The 15259-nt window shown below is 73.2% G+C and carries 14 protein-coding genes; 9 read left to right on the forward strand and 5 right to left on the reverse strand.

Annotated features, from left to right (window positions below):
- Positions 1–73: 73 nt before the first annotated feature.
- Positions 74–850 (reverse strand): type I methionyl aminopeptidase, encoded by a 777-nt coding sequence (gene map / locus ACGF5T_RS18930; RefSeq protein ID WP_361009762.1) that lies wholly within the window; start codon positions 848–850, stop codon positions 74–76.
- Positions 851–951: 101 nt separating this feature from the next.
- On the opposite strand from map, the gene ACGF5T_RS18935 reads away from it, so the two are divergent.
- The 6 genes from ACGF5T_RS18935 to ACGF5T_RS18960 all read left to right on the forward strand — a co-directional run bounded on the left by ACGF5T_RS18935 (position 952) and on the right by ACGF5T_RS18960 (position 7804).
- Positions 952–1215 (forward strand): helix-turn-helix domain-containing protein, encoded by a 264-nt coding sequence (locus ACGF5T_RS18935; protein WP_053139317.1) that lies wholly within the window; start codon positions 952–954, stop codon positions 1213–1215.
- 230 nt (positions 1216–1445) lie between these two features.
- Positions 1446–2288: a nitrilase-related carbon-nitrogen hydrolase gene (locus ACGF5T_RS18940; RefSeq protein ID WP_356607085.1), complete on the forward strand. Its 843-nt coding sequence runs from the start codon at positions 1446–1448 to the stop codon at positions 2286–2288.
- Complete coding sequence (locus tag ACGF5T_RS18945) at positions 2285–3568, forward strand: aspartate aminotransferase family protein (protein WP_366766348.1); 1284 nt, start codon at positions 2285–2287, stop codon at positions 3566–3568. Before ACGF5T_RS18940 ends, ACGF5T_RS18945 begins: the two co-directional genes overlap by 4 nt.
- Before the next feature lie 139 nt (positions 3569–3707).
- Positions 3708–5111 carry a dihydropyrimidinase gene (hydA, locus tag ACGF5T_RS18950; RefSeq protein ID WP_366766347.1) on the forward strand — a complete coding sequence of 468 codons (1404 nt, stop codon included), beginning with the start codon at positions 3708–3710 and terminating at the stop codon, positions 5109–5111.
- A 10-nt stretch (positions 5112–5121) separates the two neighbouring features.
- Positions 5122–6144, forward strand: a complete 1023-nt coding sequence (locus ACGF5T_RS18955) for a TIGR03842 family LLM class F420-dependent oxidoreductase (RefSeq protein WP_356607079.1) — start codon at positions 5122–5124, stop codon at positions 6142–6144.
- 109 nt (positions 6145–6253) lie between these two features.
- Positions 6254–7804 (forward strand): NCS1 family nucleobase:cation symporter-1, encoded by a 1551-nt coding sequence (locus tag ACGF5T_RS18960; protein WP_361009773.1) that lies wholly within the window; start codon positions 6254–6256, stop codon positions 7802–7804.
- Here the strand turns inward: ACGF5T_RS18960 and ACGF5T_RS18965 are convergent.
- The 3 genes from ACGF5T_RS18965 to ACGF5T_RS18975 form a co-directional block, all read right to left on the reverse strand.
- Positions 7801–8457, reverse strand: coding sequence for a hypothetical protein (locus ACGF5T_RS18965; RefSeq protein WP_356607075.1), 657 nt, complete (start codon positions 8455–8457; stop codon positions 7801–7803). The genes ACGF5T_RS18960 and ACGF5T_RS18965 overlap by 4 nt on opposite strands.
- 166 nt (positions 8458–8623) lie before the next feature.
- The gene (locus tag ACGF5T_RS18970; protein WP_366766346.1) at positions 8624–9343 is read right to left on the reverse strand and encodes a class I SAM-dependent methyltransferase; all 720 of its coding nucleotides are present in this window, start codon (positions 9341–9343) and stop codon (positions 8624–8626) included.
- Positions 9344–9442: 99 nt separating this feature from the next.
- Positions 9443–10486: a carboxymuconolactone decarboxylase family protein gene (locus ACGF5T_RS18975; protein ID WP_366766345.1), complete on the reverse strand. Its 1044-nt coding sequence runs from the start codon at positions 10484–10486 to the stop codon at positions 9443–9445.
- Positions 10487–10653: 167 nt separating this feature from the next.
- On the opposite strand from ACGF5T_RS18975, the gene ACGF5T_RS18980 reads away from it, so the two are divergent.
- Together ACGF5T_RS18980 and ACGF5T_RS18985 are read left to right on the forward strand one after the other, a co-directional pair.
- The gene (locus ACGF5T_RS18980; protein WP_366766343.1) at positions 10654–11805 is read left to right on the forward strand and encodes a sensor histidine kinase; all 1152 of its coding nucleotides are present in this window, start codon (positions 10654–10656) and stop codon (positions 11803–11805) included.
- Positions 11802–12482 (forward strand): response regulator transcription factor, encoded by a 681-nt coding sequence (locus ACGF5T_RS18985; RefSeq protein WP_366766342.1) that lies wholly within the window; start codon positions 11802–11804, stop codon positions 12480–12482. Before ACGF5T_RS18980 ends, ACGF5T_RS18985 begins: the two co-directional genes overlap by 4 nt.
- An 8-nt stretch (positions 12483–12490) precedes the next feature.
- Here the strand turns inward: ACGF5T_RS18985 and ACGF5T_RS18990 are convergent, their stop codons facing one another.
- Entirely contained in the window at positions 12491–13555 is a 1065-nt protein-coding gene (locus tag ACGF5T_RS18990; RefSeq protein ID WP_356607066.1) for a biotin/lipoate A/B protein ligase family protein, read from the reverse strand.
- Positions 13556–13848: 293 nt separating this feature from the next.
- Between ACGF5T_RS18990 and ACGF5T_RS18995 the strand changes: the two genes are divergently transcribed.
- Positions 13849–15057: a PP2C family protein-serine/threonine phosphatase gene (locus tag ACGF5T_RS18995; protein ID WP_356607569.1), complete on the forward strand. Its 1209-nt coding sequence runs from the start codon at positions 13849–13851 to the stop codon at positions 15055–15057.
- The last annotated feature ends 202 nt before the right edge of the window (positions 15058–15259 follow it).

Genomic DNA, 15259 nt, shown 5'->3' on the forward strand with positions numbered 1-15259 from the left:
CGGCGGGCATGTCCGGGAAGCCCGGGCGCCGCAGGGCCCGGCCGGTGTCCCGCGCGGTCGGGACGCCGGCGGTTCAGCAGGCGTCGCGCGACGTCAGGACGCGGGGGCCGGCGTCCGTGATGGCGACCGTGTGCTCCACGTGGGCCGCCCGGGAGCCGTCGTTGGTGCGCAGCGTCCAGCCGTCGGCCGCGCAGTGGTAGTCGTCCCGGCCGCCGGCGATCAGCATCGGCTCGATGGCGATGACCATGCCGTGGCGCAGGGGCAGCCCGCGTCCCGGCCGGCCCTCGTTCGGCACTCCCGGGTCCTCGTGCATGCTGCGGCCGATGCCGTGACCGCCGAAGTCCTCCATGATGCCGTAGCCGCCGGACCGGCACACCGTGCCGATGGCGTGCGCGATGTCGCCGACGCGGTTGCCGACGACGGCGGCGTCGATGCCCGCCGCGAGGGCCCGCTCGGCGGTCTCGATCAGCGTCAGGTCCGCCGGGCGCGGCGTACCCACGACGAAACTGACCGCCGAGTCGCCGGCCCAGCCGCCCAGCGTCGCCCCGCAGTCGAGGGAGACCAGGTCGCCGTCGCGCAGCCGGTAGCCGTCCGGGATGCCGTGCACGATCGCGTCGTTCACCGAGGCGCACAGGACGGCCGGGAACGGGACCGGCGCGAAGGAGGGCCGGTACCCGAGGAACGGCGAGCCGGCGCCCGCCTCCCGCAGCACCTCGCGCGCCACCGCGTCCAGCTCCAGCAGGGACACGCCCACGTCCGCGGCCTTCCGTGCGGCGGTCAGGGCGCGGGCGACCACCTGGCCGGCCGCGTACATGGCATCGATCGATGAGTCCGTCTTCAGTTCCACCATGCCAATTACTATACCGGTATTTTAATTGGGTGGATCACCGTGCCGACCGGTCGGCCACCCGGCACGGGTCCGGTACGGGAAGCCGGTATTAGAATGACGCCATGGTGCGCACCCCCCTGACCCCCGAAGAGCGTGAACGCGGCGAGCAGCTCGGTCGGCTGCTGCGCCTGGCCCGCGGCGACCGGAGCATGACGGAGGTCGCGGCGGTGGCGGGCATCTCCGCCGAGACCCTGCGCAAGATCGAGACCGGCCGCGCGCCCACCCCCGCCTTCTTCACGGTGGCGGCGCTGGCCCGCGCGCTCGGGCTCTCCATGGACGACCTGGTGGGACGCTGCGTGCTGACGGCGGTGCCGGGGGCCGCCTGACGCCGCAGGACGAGCGCGGCCAGGGCGCCCCGAGCGCCCCCCCGTGCCCCGAGGGGCGCCACGGACGCCCCACCCGCCCCACCACTCACCCACAGGAGTGCGAAAGGCGATCGACACCACGGCTTGCTGACGATGGTCTTGGCAAGCCCCTCCGGCCAGGCATACCTTCGTCCCTCTACGGTCCGCTCTACGGGCGTAGAGGCTCTGACGTCGTGTCGAAGGAGCAGCTCATGGCCAACGTCGTACGTGCCGCTCTGGTCCAGGCCACCTGGACCGGCGACACCGAGTCCATGGTGGCGAAACACGAGGAGCACGCCCGCGAGGCGGCCCGCCGGGGGGCCCGGGTCATCGGCTTCCAGGAAGTCTTCAACGCCCCCTACTTCTGCCAGGTCCAGGACCCCGAGCACTACCGCTGGGCCGAGCCGGTCCCCGACGGCCCGACCACCCGCCGCATGCAGGCCCTCGCGCGCGAGACCGGCATGGTGATCGTCGTCCCCGTCTTCGAGGTCGAGCAGTCGGGTTTCTACTACAACACCGCGGCCGTCATCGACGCCGACGGCACCGTCCTCGGTACGTACCGCAAGCACCACATCCCGCAGGTCAAGGGATTCTGGGAGAAGTTCTACTTCCGGCCGGGCAACCTCGGCTGGCCCGTCTTCGACACCGCGGTCGGCAAGGTCGGCGTCTACATCTGCTACGACCGGCACTTCCCCGAGGGCTGGCGGCAACTCGGTCTCGGCGGGGCCCAGCTGGTCTACAACCCCTCCGCCACCCACCGCGGGCTCTCCTCCCACCTGTGGCGCCTGGAGCAGCCCGCCGCGGCCGTCGCCAACGAGTACTTCGTCGCGGCCATCAACCGGGTCGGCCAGGAGGAGTACGGGGACAACGACTTCTACGGGACCTCGTACTTCGTCGACCCGCGCGGCCAGTTCGTCGGCGACACCGCCAGCGACACCGAGGAGGAACTCGTCGTCCGTGACCTGGACTTCGGCCTCATCGAGGAGGTCCGGCAGCAGTGGGCCTTCTACCGCGACCGCCGCCCCGACGCCTACGAAGGGCTGGTGCGGCCGTGACCAGGGACCTCCTCGGCCGTCACCGGGCCGTCCTGCCCGACTGGCTCGCCCTGTACTACGAGGACCCGCTGGAGATCACCCACGGCGAGGGCCGGCACGTCTGGGACGCCGCCGGCAACAAGTACCTCGACTTCTTCGGCGGCATCCTCACCACGATGACCGCGCACGCCCTGCCCGAGGTGACCAAGGCGGTGAGCGAACAGGCCGGTCGGATCAACCACTCCTCGACGCTCTACCTCAACCGGCCGATGGTCGAACTCGCCGAGCGCGTCGCCCACCTCTCCGGCATCCCCGACGCCCGCGTCTTCTTCACCACCTCCGGCACCGAGGCCAACGACACCGCCCTGCTGCTCGCCACCACCCATCGGCGCAGCAACACCGTCCTGGCGATGCGCAACAGCTACCACGGCCGCTCCTTCAGCACCGTCGGCATCACCGGCAACAGCGGCTGGTCCCCGACCTCGCTGACCCCGCTCCAGACGCTGTACGTCCACGGCGGCGTCCGCACCCGCGGCCCCTACGCGCACCTGGACGACCGCGACTTCATCGACGCCTGCGTGGCGGACCTGAAGGACCTGCTGGGCCACACCCGCGCCCCCGCGGCGCTGATCGCCGAACCCGTCCAGGGCGTCGGCGGCTTCACCTCCCCGCCCGACGGGCTCTACGCGGCCTTCCGCGAGGTGCTGCACGAGCGGGGCATCCTGTGGATCGCCGACGAGGTGCAGACCGGCTGGGGCCGCACGGGCGAGCACTTCTGGGGCTGGCAGGCGCACGGACGCGGCGGCCCGCCGGACATCGTGACCTTCGCCAAGGGCATCGGCAACGGCATGTCGATCGGCGGTGTCATCGCCCGCGCCGAGATCATGAACTGCCTGGACGCCAACAGCATCTCCACGTTCGGCGGCACCCAGGTCACCATGGCGGCCGGCCTCGCCAACCTCAACCACCTCCTGGAGCACGACCTCCAGGGCAACGCCCGGCGCGTCGGCGGACTGCTCATCGAGCGGCTGCGGGGCGTCGCCGCCCAGGTGCCGCACGTGCGGGAGGTACGCGGCCGCGGCCTGATGATCGGCATCGAGCTGACCCGGCCCGGCACCGACGAGGCCGCGCCCGAGGCGGCCTCCGCCGTGCTGGAGGAGGCCCGCGCGGGCGGGCTGCTCATCGGCAAGGGCGGCGGCCACAGCACCAGCGTCCTGCGCATCGCACCGCCGATGTCCCTCACCGTCGCGGAGGCCGAGGAGGGCGCCGCGATCCTGGACCGCGCCCTGCGGAGCATCTGACCGCCGCGCCGGAGGCGGGCGCCCACCGGGCAGCCCGGGGCCGTGGCCGACGCGGACCGGCTCGACCGGCCCGTGCCCGCGGCCCCGGCGACGTGCACGCGGCGCCCCCGCCGGCGGGCCCTTCACAGGAGGAGGCAGCATGAGCAGCCGTACCGTCATCCGCGGTGGCCTCGTCATCACCGCGTCCGACGAGATCCACGCCGACGTCCTGATCGAGGACGGCCGCGTCGCCGCCCTCGCCGCGAGCGGCACCCCCGCCGCCGGAGCCTTCTCCGCCGAGCGGGTGATCGACGCGAGCGGCAAGTACGTCGTCCCGGGCGGCGTCGACGGACACACCCACATGGAGATGCCGTTCGGCGGCACCTACGCCGCGGACACCTTCGAGACCGGCACCCGGGCCGCCGCGTGGGGCGGCACGACCACCGTCGTCGACTTCGCCGTCCAGGGCGTCGGCCGCTCCCTGCGCGAGGGCCTGGACGCCTGGCACGCCAAGGCCGAGGGCAACTGCGCCATCGACTACGGCTTCCACGTGATCGTCTCCGACGTGAACCAGGACACGCTCAAGGAGATGGACCTCCTGGTGGAGGAGGGGGTGACGTCGTTCAAGCAGTTCATGGCGTACCCGGGCGTCTTCTACTCCGACGACGGCCAGATCCTGCGCGCCATGCAGCGCGCCGCCGAGAACGGCGGACTGATCATGATGCACGCCGAGAACGGCATCGCGATCGACGTCCTGGTCGAGCAGGCCCTCGCCCGCGGCGAGACCGACCCCCGCTACCACGGCGAGGTCCGCAAGGCCCTGCTGGAGGCCGAGGCGACCCACCGCGCGATCCGGCTCGCCCAGGTGGCCGGCGCGCCCCTGTACGTCGTGCACGTGTCGGCGCGGGAAGCGGTGGCCGAGCTGACCCGGGCCCGAGACGAGGGACTGAACGTCTTCGGCGAGACCTGCCCGCAGTACCTCTTCCTGTCCACCGACAACCTCGCGGAGCCCGGCTTCGAGGGTGCCAAGTACGTGTGCAGCACCCCCCTGCGCCCGCGCGAGCACCAGGCGGCCCTGTGGCGGGGCCTGCGGACCAACGACCTCCAGGTCGTCTCCACCGACCACTGCCCCTTCTGCTTCAGCGGCCAGAAGGAGCTGGGACGCGGCGACTTCTCCAAGATCCCCAACGGCATGCCGGGCGTCGAGCACCGCATGGACCTGCTCCACCAGGCCGTGGTCGACGGGCACATCAGCCGCCGCCGCTGGATCGAGATCGCCTGCGCCACCCCGGCCCGCATGTTCGGCCTCTACCCGAAGAAGGGCACCATCGCGCCCGGCGCCGACGCCGACGTCGTCGTCTACGACCCGCGGGCCGAGCAGGTCATCTCCGCCGAGACCCATCACATGAACGTCGACTACTCGGCGTACGAGGGCCGGCGGATCACCGGCCGGGTGGAGACGGTGCTCTCGCGCGGCGAACCGGTGCTCACCGACCGGGAGTACACCGGACGCAAGGGCCACGGCGTGTACACCCCGCGCTCCACCTGCCAGTACCTCAGCTAGGAGCCCGCGCATGGACTTCGGACTCGTCCTCCAGACCGACCCGCCCGCCTCCCGTGTCGTCAGCCTGATGCAACGGGCCGAGCGGAACGGCTTCCGCTACGGCTGGACCTTCGACTCCGCCGTGCTGTGGCAGGAGCCGTTCGTGATCTACAGCCAGATCCTGGCGGGCACCACGACGCTCAAGGTCGGCCCGATGGTGACCAACCCCGGCACCCGCACCTGGGAGGTGACCGCCTCCACCTTCGCCACCCTCAACGACATGTTCGGCAACCGCACCGTCTGCGGCATCGGCCGCGGCGACTCCGCGATGCGCGTCGCCGGCCGCAGACCCAACACCCTCGCCCGCATCAGCGACGCGATGAAGGTCATCCGTGCGCTGGCCCGCGGTGAGGAGGCCGACCTCGGCGGCGGCACCGTCGTCAGGTTCCCCTGGATCCGGCCCGGCGCCGAACTGCCCGTGTGGATGGCCGCGTACGGCCCGAAGGCCCTGAAAATGACCGGCGAACAGGCCGACGGCTTCATCCTCCAGCTCGCCGACCTCTACCTCACCGAGTACATGGTCAGGACCGTCAAGGACGCCGCCGTCGCCGCCGGGCGCGACCCGTCCGAGGTGACGGTCTGCGTCGCCGCCCCCGCCTACGTCACCGCCGACGACTCGCCCGAGGCGCTCGCCCACGCGCGCGAACAGTGCCGCTGGTTCGGCGGCATGGTCGGCAACCACGTGGCCGACCTGGTGGACAAGTACGGCGCGCACTCCGCCGCCGTGCCCGAAGAACTCACCGGCTACATCAAGGCCCGGCAGGGCTACGACTACGCGCACCACGGGCGCAGCGGCAACCCCGACACCCGGTTCGTGCCCGACGAGATCGTCGACCGGTTCTGCCTGATCGGCCCGGCCGACCGGCACATCGAGAAGCTGAAGGCCCTGCGGGCCCTCGGCGTCGACCAGTTCGCCCTCTACGACATGCACGACGCCCAGGAAGCCGTGATCGACGCCTACGGCACGCACGTCATCCCGGCCCTCACCACCTGACCCGGCCCCGTCTCCCCTTCCCCGCCCGGGGGAGAGACGGGGCACGTCCGCGCACCCCTCGGCACCTCCCGCACGGCCTCTCCCGTCCCGCCGCATGATTGGCATGCCCATGACTGACACCGCGCCCCCGGCGATACCGCCGTCCGGCCAAGTCACCCTCCCCGACGGGCGCGTGGAGCTCGCCCCCGGCTCCCCGCCGCCGAGCGGCCCGTACGCCAACGAGGACCTGCTGCCGGTCCCCGTCGGCAAGCGCACCTGGACCACGTACAACTTCTCCGCGCTGTGGGTCGGCATGGCCCACAACACGGCCTCCTGGACCCTGGCGTCCGGTCTGATCGCCGTCGGCATGGACTGGAAGCAGGCGGTGCTCACCATCGCCCTGGCCAACGTCGTCGTGCTCGTCCCGATGCTGCTCACCGGGCACGCGGGCCCCAAGTACGGCATCCCCTTCCCGGTCTTCGCCCGCGCCTCCTTCGGCATCCGCGGCGCCAACCTGCCCGCCGTGGTGCGGGCGCTCGTGGCGTGCGGCTGGTTCGGCATCCAGACCTGGATCGGCGGCGAGGCGATCTACTTCCTGGCCGGCAAGCTGATCGGCGACGGCTGGACGGACGCGGCGACGGTCGGTGGGTACGCCTGGACGATGTGGCTGTCCTTCGCGGTCTTCTGGGCGATCCAGGTCGCGATCATCTACCGCGGCATGGAGACGATCCGCCGCTTCGAGAACTGGGCGGCGCCCTTCGTCCTGGTCGGCGCGTTCGTGATGCTGTGGTGGATGGCCGACAAGGCGGGCGGCTTCGGCCCGCTCCTCGACCAGCCCTCCAGGCTGGGCTGGGGCGGCGACTTCTGGAAGCTGTTCTGGCCCTCCCTGATGGGCATGATCGGCTTCTGGTCCACGCTGTCCCTGAACATCCCGGACTTCACCCGGTACGGGAAGAGCCAGAAGGCGCAGACCCGCGGCCAGGCCCTCGGTCTGCCGACCACCATGACCTTGTTCGCCTTCCTGTCCGTGATGGTCACCTCCGGCTCGCAGGCGGTGTACGGGGAGCCGATCTGGGACCCGGTGAAACTCGCCGCCAAGACGGACAACGCGGTGGGGCTGCTCTTCGCCCTCGTCACCGTCCTGGTCGCCACCCTGTCCGTGAACATCGCGGCCAACCTGGTGTCACCGGCCTTCGACTTCTCCAACGTCGCGCCGCGCAGGGTGACCTTCCGGGCCGGTGCGCTCATCACCTGCGTCCTCGCGGTGCTGATCTTCCCGTGGAAGCTGTACTCCGACCCCGAGGGCTACATCTTCACCTGGCTCGGCCTGGTCGGCGGACTGCTCGGCACGGTCGCCGGCATCCTCGTCGCGGACTACTGGATCCTGCGCCGCGCCCGTCTCGACCTGGTCGACCTGTACCGCGCCGGCGGACGCTACTGGTACGACGCCGGATGGAACTGGCGGGCGGTCGCCGCCCTGGTCGTCGGCGGCGTCCTGGCCATCGGCGGCGCCGACTTCCACCCCCTGATCGACGGCCGGCCCGTACCGTTCCTGGAACCCCTGGCCGACTACGGCTGGGCCGTGGGACTCGGCACCTCCCTGGTGCTGTACCTGGCGCTCATGCTGCTGCCCGCCACCCGGCCGGACAGGGGCGCCGCGGAGGCCGGGCCCCGGCCCTAACCGTCCGTCAAGGCGGCCAGTGCCTCCCTGGCCGCCTTGATGGCCCCCTTGTTGATCTCGTCCGTGCCGGGTGCCTTCTTCGACTCGAAGTCGCTGCCGTTGTACGTGATCATCACCAGGGCGTTGGACGCCCTGACCAGCACGGTGCCCTCGCGCGTCTGCTGCTTGTCCTCGGTGGTGAGGTCCACCACCGAGTAGGCCGCGTCACCGAGACCGGGCACCTCACCGCCGCCCTCGCGGTCGGCGACCCGTTCCTCGTACGACTTCCGCGCCGCCTCGTCCGAGGCCATCACCTCGAAGGAGACGTCCAGCCAGCGGTACTCGTAGCCCTTCAGCGCGTTCCAGGAGCAGGTGCGGCGCACCTTGCTGTCGGTCGACGGGATCTCCTTGCCGGCCGCCTTCGCACCCGGCACCAGCGAGCCGACCGACTTGTCGGCCACGCTCTCGCAGGGCGCGGGGGCGGCGGTGTACGTCCTCGTCACCGCCTGCGTCGCCGGGGCGGAGGCGGACCGTTCCGCGGGGGACGGGGTCGCCCGGTCCCGGGCGGCCGGCGTCGTGTCGGGTCCGGACGACAGCGCCCAGCCGGCCGTGGCGAGCACGGCGACCGGCGCCAGACGCGCGGTCAGGGCGAGCGGCAGAGGAAGAGGACGCACGGCGCACTTCTCGTGGGGGACGGTGCGGAGAGGGTCCGCACTGCGGACGGGACGCCAGTCTCACACGAGTCCCCGTGGGGCGGAAGGGCGAACTCGGTCCGTGCCCGCGCGGTGACGCAGACGGGCCGGAGCCCTCCGCCGGGCACGGCAGCGGCGGCGGGAGCCGTCAGGGGCGTACAGCCGTCACCCGCCACACGCCGGCCCGCAACCGCACCCCGGTGCCGGTGGCGAACGGGCGCAGTGCCTCCTCCAGCTCGGGCAGCCTGGAGGCGGGGAGCGCGCCGCCGGGGACGCGCGACAGCAGGAACTCGACCGCGTCCGGCACGTCCCGGCCCCAGACCGCCTCGACGGTGACCGGGGTGACGGCCACCTCCTCGTAACCGGCGAGGACCTCCCGGATGCGGTCCGGGTCCGACAGCGAGGCCATCGCCGTCCGCGCGGCGACCTGCTCCGGGCCGGGCTCCCAGTCGACGAGCCGCGCGAACAGGGCGAGCGCCCGGCCCTCGTCCGAGTACGGGCCCGGCGGCCGCGGGCAGACGAACGCGAGCCTGCCCCCCGGCCGCAAGGCCCGCGCCAGGTTCCGGAAGGCGGCCGCGTGATCGGCGAAGAACATCACACCGCCGCGGCTGAGCACCACGTCGTACCCTCCGACCGGGAAGGGGCGCGTCTGCGCGTCGGCGCACTCGTACGCCGCGTTCGCGATCCCCTCGGCAGCGGTGCACGCGCGGGCCCGCTCCAGCAGCGGTGTCGAGATGTCGACACCGAGCGCGTGACCGGGGGCGGCCAGTCGCGCCGCGATCCGGGTCGTCGCGCCCGCCCCGCAGCCGACGTCGAGGACCCGGTCACCGGGCGCGACGGCCGCCGCGTCGAACAGGGTGTCGTTCACTCCCGCCGGCATCGCGTCGTAGCGGGCTCGGTGGGCGGCCCAGTGGCGGCCGACGGGGCCGTTCCACGCCTCGGCCTGACCGGGGGTCGACGGCGAGCGTCATGAGGTCTCCTGGGTGGTGTGCGGGGCGGTGTGCGGCGCGGGGGAGGGGGCGTCGGGGGCGGACAGGGAGGTCTCCACGCGGTCCACGGCGGCGAACGCGCCGTACGCGACGAGGTGCACCAGGCAGTGGTCGGTGTGCTCGGGTCGGCGCCAGGCCGCGACGTCCTCGGCCGTGACGCGGTACGGCGCGAGCGCGGCCAGCAGCGCCAGCCGGGCGCCGGGCCGTTCCCGCCGGCCGGGGAACACGTCCGGTGCGAGCGGCGGGTGGGACCCGTCCCAGTCGCGCAGGGTCCGCCGCACCAGGACCCGGTCGTCGGCGTCGAGGAGGCCGGCGCCCGTCAGGGCGGCGGTGCGCAGGGCCGCGTAGGCCGGGCCGACCGGAGTGCCCGCCGCCCACCGGGGCCCCGGGCCGGGAGCGGGTCCGTCGAGCAGCGGCAGCGCGGCGCCCGGCACGGCGGTCCGGCGCACCGCGCGGGACAGCGACCGGCCCGCCAGACTCCGTACCGGACGCAGCCGCTGGGCGTCACCCGGGAGCACGCTCTCGGTGACCAGCGCGGACACCACGCGGTTGATGAAGTGGAAGGACAGCGCCGTGCCCAGGTAGCCGGGCGTCTCCTCGCGCGGGAACGGGTGCGGCTCCCGCACGGCCCCCGGGGCCCGGGTGCGCCGCGCCCACTCCAGCACGCGCGCGTGCCGCTCGTCCTGCGGCTCCTGCCCCCGGGCGAGGCGTTCGGCGAGGGCGTGGTCGCCGGTGGCGTGCAGCAGCATGGTGTGCGCGTCCACGCAGAAGCGGCACCTGTTGGCCTGCGACACCCCGAAGGCGGCGACCTCCTTGCCGGTCCGGCCGCCGGGGCCGGCGATCAGGGACTCGCGCATCAACGCCCAGTCCGGGGCGAGCAGTTCGGGGGCGGAGGAGAGGACCACGAAGGGAGCGGGCTCGGGAATCCCGAAGTCCCGGGTGATCTGCTCGTAGATCTCCGCGACGCGGCCGGTGGCCGCCTTGGGCGGGAGCGGTTCGGTGTGACGGAAGGGTGTGGGCATGTACGGCAGACTGCGCCACGTGGGCATCCGCGGTCGTCGTACCGCCGGATGCGGTCGGCGCTGCGCCGCCGGGGCCCGCTCCGGTCGGCCACTACGCCACCGGGAGTAGTGCGCACGCCCTCCACAGGGCGGACGCGGCTGTCGGCGCGGCCGTCTAGGGTGCGGGCATGAGTGGGCGTCAGATCGATCGCGAGCGGCTCGCCGACGCGGTCCTCGCGGCCGTGGTCGGCGCCCTGGGCATGACCGTCGCCGCGTTCGACGCGGACACGACCGCCGTCGACCACGCGCTGATCGCCGCGGCCTCGGCCTCCCTCGCGTTCCACCGCACCGCTCCGCGCGCGGTGCTGGCCGTCGCCACCGTCCTCGGCACGGCGTACGTCGTGCACGCCCACCCCGGGCCGCTCTCCGCCCTGCCCGTCCTGGGCGCCGTGCACACCGCGGCCCGGGTCGGCCACCGGGGCCTCGCCGCGGCCGGCGGCGCGGTGTTCCTGGCCGGGTACGTGGCGACCGGCCCCGGGACCCAGGAGGTGGCCGAGCGGGCCGGACTGCTCGCCGGCTGGTTCCTGTGCGCGGTGGTGACCGGGCTCGCCGACCGGAACTGGCAGGCGTACCTGCGGCAGACCGAACAACGCGCCCTGGAGGCGGAACGCACCCGGGAGGAGGCGGCCCTGCGCCGGGCCGGGGAGGAGCGCCTCAGGATCGCCCGGGAGTTGCACGACTCGCTCACGCACAGCATCTCCATCGTCAAGCTCCAGGCGGGCGTCGCCGTCCACCTGGCCCGCAAGCGCGGCGAGGAGGTGCCGCCCGCGCTGCTCGCCATCCAGGAGGCAGGCGGCGAGGCGATGCGCGAACTGCGCTCCGCCCTCCACGTGCTGCGCGCCGACGAGCCCACCGGCACCCCGGCCCTGCTCGTCGAGCGGGCCCGCACGGCCGGTCTGGCCGTCGGTCTGACGGTCACCGGCGACGAGCGCACGCTGCCGCACGCCGTCGACCGGGCCGCCTACCGCATCGTCCAGGAGGCCCTCACCAACGCGGCGCGGCACGCGGGACCGGCGAGGGTGACGGTCCGCATCGACTACGGCACGTGGCACGAGGGCGAGCTGACGATAGGCGTCGACGACGACGGGACCGCCGACCCGGCCCACCCCCCGGCCCCGGGCACCGGCCTGACCGGTATGCGGGAACGCGTGACGGCCCTCGGCGGCACCCTGCTCGCCGCCCCTCGCGCGCAGGGCGGCTTCTCGGTGCGGGCCCGGCTGCCGCTGCGGGGAGACGGGATGAGGGGAGTCGCACCGGTGCCGTCGGGGGAGACGGGATGAGCGGGGTCGTACGGGTGGCGCTCGTCGACGACCAGGCGCTGATGCGCGCCGGTTTCCGGGCCCTCCTGGACGCCGAGGAGGGCATCGAGGTGGTCGGGGAGGCTGCGGACGGCGAGCAGGGCGTGGCACTGGTACGGGCGCGGGTGCCCGACGTGGCCCTGATGGACGTGCAGATGCCGGTGATGTCGGGCATCGAGGCGACCCGGCACATCGCCGCCGACCCGGCCCTCGCCGCCGTCCGCGTGGTCATCCTGACCAACTACGGGCTGGACGAGTACGTCTTCGAGGCCCTGCGGGCCGGGGCGAGCGGCTTCCTCCTGAAGGACACCGAGCCCGCCGACCTGCTCCAGGCCATCGGGGTGGTGGCGCGCGGCGAGGCCCTGCTCTCACCGTCGGTCACCCGCACCCTGATCGGCGAGTTCGTCGCCCGGCCCCCGGACCGGGCCACCGCCCCCGGACTGGACCGGCTCACCCGCCGCGAACGCGAGGTGACCGCGCTGGCCGCCCGGGGCCTGAGCAACGAGGAGATCGCCGCGCACATGGTCATCAGCCCGCTGACCGCCAAGACGCACGTCAGCCGGGCGATGACCAAGCTGGCCGCCCGGGACCGGGCGCAACTGGTGGTGTTCGCGTACGAGTCGGGTCTGGTGGAGGCGCGTCGCCGGCCCGCCCCGTAGCCGTGGGGCTAGGGAACCCGCGCCGTCCACGCGTCGGAGCCGAACTTGGTGACCGCCAGTTCGCGTGCCCGGGCCAGTTCCTCGTCGGTCACCTTGCCGCGGGCGAGTCCGTAGCGGCCGCCGAACGAGCCGATCATCCGCTCGATCACCGCCTCGCGCCCCAGCCCGGTCTGCCGGCGCAGCGGATCGACCCGCTTCCGCGCGCTCCTGGTGCCCTTGTCGGACAGTTTCTCCCGCCCGATGCGCAGCACCTCCAGCATCTTGTCGGCGTCGATGTCGTACGACATGGTCACGTGGTGCAGCACGGCGCCGGGCCCGCCGCCCGGCCCCACGACGCGCTTCTGCGCGGCGCCCGCGATCTTGCCCTGGTCCGTGGCGATGTCGTTCAGCGGCTGGTACCAGGCACGGATCCCCATCTCGCCGAGCGCGCCGAGCACCCAGTCGTCGAGGTAGGCGTAGCTGTCCTGGAAGGACAGGCCCTGCACCAGCGCCTCCGGCACGGACAGCGAGTAGGTGATCGTGTTGCCGGGCTCCACGAACATCGCGCCGCCGCCGGAGATCCGGCGCACCACCTCGATGCCGTGACGGGCGGCCCCTTCCGCGTCCACCTCGTTGCGCAGCGACTGGAAACTGCCGATGATCACCGCCGGGGCACCCCACTCCCACACCCGCAGCGTCGGCGGACGCCGGCCCGCGGCGACCTCGGCGGTGAGCACCTCGTCCAGGGCCATGTGCAGGGCCGGGGACTGCGGGCCCTCGTGGATCAGCTGCCAGTCGTAGTCCGTCCAGTCCGTGGCGTGCGCGAGGGCCCGGCGCACCGCGACACCGACGCCCTCCGAGGTCAGCCCGTACATCACGGTGCCCTCGGGCAGCGCCGCGTCGATCCGCGCGGCCAGTCCCGCCGCGTCCGTGTCCGCCGGTGCGCCCTCCAGCGCGCCGTTCACGGCGTCCAGGGCCTCGTCCGGTTCCAGGAAGAAGTCACCCGCCACACGCACCCGCCGCAGCACGCCCTGCTCGGACTCCACGTCCACGACGACCAGCTTGCCGCCGGGGATCTTGTACTCGCCATGCACGGCTTTCGTTCCCTTCCGCGCGCGGCACGGGTCGTGAGCCGGTCGCTCGGACATCGGACAGACGCGCACATACTTCCTCCGGCACCCTAACGCGCGCCCACGACGGGCTCGTGCCCCAGGGAGCCGTTCGCGGGTGTCGAACCTGTCCGTCAGTGATCGGAAAGGAACACTCCCCGCACCGACGGCGACACGGGCGGGGCTCACCGCGTCGGACTCCCGCCACTCGACAGGCGGACGCGTGTAGGTGCAGGTCGCCGGGCAATCGATGTGGATAGACCGGGGAGGTACCTGTGCTGAACGGTGAAGGCTTGGGCCTGGACGAGGTGTTGCGTGCGGCGGAGGGAGCCGCGCCGGTGGAGTCGGTCGACGTGGTGGCCCGGAACCTGGAGAAGCGGTTCTCGGCCAGGGAGGTGTCCTTCCTGTTCCTCGACATGCTCGGCCGGGAAGCCGTGCGGCTGCCCAGAGCCGGTACCCCGGGCCAGGAGCGCGGTGAGCCGGAGAGACTCGAGCTGGCGGGGAGCGTGTACGACAGGGTTCTGCGCTCCCAGCGCCTGCACCAGGAGGACGACGGCGAGGGCGGCTGCCGGCTGGTGGCGCCGGTGACCAACCGCGGCGACTGCGTCGGCGTGCTGGACCTGGTGGTGCCGTACGCGGACGACACGGTCCGCGACGCGGTGTGCCAGGCCGCGCACGCGCTCGCGTACATCGTGGTCACCGACCGCCGCTTCACCGACCTGTACCACTGCTGCCGCCGCACCACGTCCATGTCCCTGGCCGCGGAGATCCAGCACCAGCTGCTGCCCTCGGCCGCCTGCTGCGAGGCCGAGCAGTTCACCCTGGTCGGCGGGTTGGTCCCGGCCGACGACATCGGCGGCGACACGTACGACTACGCCGTCGACCAGGACGTCCTGCACCTGTCGATCACCGACGCGATGGGGCACGACACCGCCTCCGCGCTGCTCGCCACGCTGACCGTCAACGCGCTGCGCGGAGCGCGCCGCGCCGGGCGCGGGCTCCTCGACCAGGCGTACGCCGCCCATCAGGCGATCACCAGCCATGCGCGGGGCATGACCACCGGGCAGCTGCTGCGGATCCAGTTGGAGACCGGCGAGTGCGATCTGGTCAACGCAGGCCACCCCTGGCCCCTGCGGTTGCGCGGCGACCGCGTGGAGGAGCTGCCCCTGAAGGTCAACATGCCGTTCGGGGTGCCCGCTCCCCTCAGGTACCAGGTGCAGCGGCTGCGCCTGGAGCCGGGGGACCGCCTGGTGCTGATCACCGACGGTATGCACGACCGCGCGGCGGCCGCGGTCGACCTGCCGGCCCTCATCCACGCCACCCGTGACGAGCACCCCCGCGAAGTGGTCCGCGCCCTGACCGCGGCGGTCCACGAGGCGTGCCGGGGTTCGCTGCTCGACGACGCGACCACACTGGTTCTGGACTGGCACGGCAGCCGCCGGAAGGGCCGCCGCGGCAGCGACGCCGACACGCCCGACGCCCGGTGAGGTGCGCCCCGAGCCGGCGGCGCCCGGCCGGCCCCGCTTCCCGCCGTCGGACGCCGTCGCCTCGACGGCGTCTACTCCTGCTCCCGGTCAGGGGCGCGCGCGGAGCCCGCGGCTTCATCGCCCGGCCGGACGCGGCCGCGCGGCGACCGGACGACACCGCCGTGGCATAGGTGACCGCATCGCGGGTACAGGTGCGCGGGTG

The sequence above is a fragment of the Streptomyces sp. NPDC047853 genome (assembly GCF_043204535.1).
Taxonomy (GTDB): domain Bacteria; phylum Actinomycetota; class Actinomycetes; order Streptomycetales; family Streptomycetaceae; genus Streptomyces.

What these genes read in the sequence shown, in the direction of transcription:
- map (WP_361009762.1), bottom strand. Translation starts at nt 850, where the DNA reads ATGGTGGAACTGAAGACGGACTCATCGATCGATGCCATGTACGCGGCC.
- ACGF5T_RS18960 (WP_361009773.1), top strand. Translation starts at nt 6,254, where the DNA reads ATGACTGACACCGCGCCCCCGGCGATACCGCCGTCCGGCCAAGTCACC.
- ACGF5T_RS18980 (WP_366766343.1), top strand. Translation starts at nt 10,654, where the DNA reads ATGAGTGGGCGTCAGATCGATCGCGAGCGGCTCGCCGACGCGGTCCTC.
- ACGF5T_RS18985 (WP_366766342.1), top strand. Translation starts at nt 11,802, where the DNA reads ATGAGCGGGGTCGTACGGGTGGCGCTCGTCGACGACCAGGCGCTGATG.
- hydA (WP_366766347.1), top strand. Translation starts at nt 3,708, where the DNA reads ATGAGCAGCCGTACCGTCATCCGCGGTGGCCTCGTCATCACCGCGTCC.
- ACGF5T_RS18940 (WP_356607085.1), top strand. Translation starts at nt 1,446, where the DNA reads ATGGCCAACGTCGTACGTGCCGCTCTGGTCCAGGCCACCTGGACCGGC.
- ACGF5T_RS18975 (WP_366766345.1), bottom strand. Translation starts at nt 10,486, where the DNA reads ATGCCCACACCCTTCCGTCACACCGAACCGCTCCCGCCCAAGGCGGCC.
- ACGF5T_RS18955 (WP_356607079.1), top strand. Translation starts at nt 5,122, where the DNA reads ATGGACTTCGGACTCGTCCTCCAGACCGACCCGCCCGCCTCCCGTGTC.
- ACGF5T_RS18935 (WP_053139317.1), top strand. Translation starts at nt 952, where the DNA reads ATGGTGCGCACCCCCCTGACCCCCGAAGAGCGTGAACGCGGCGAGCAG.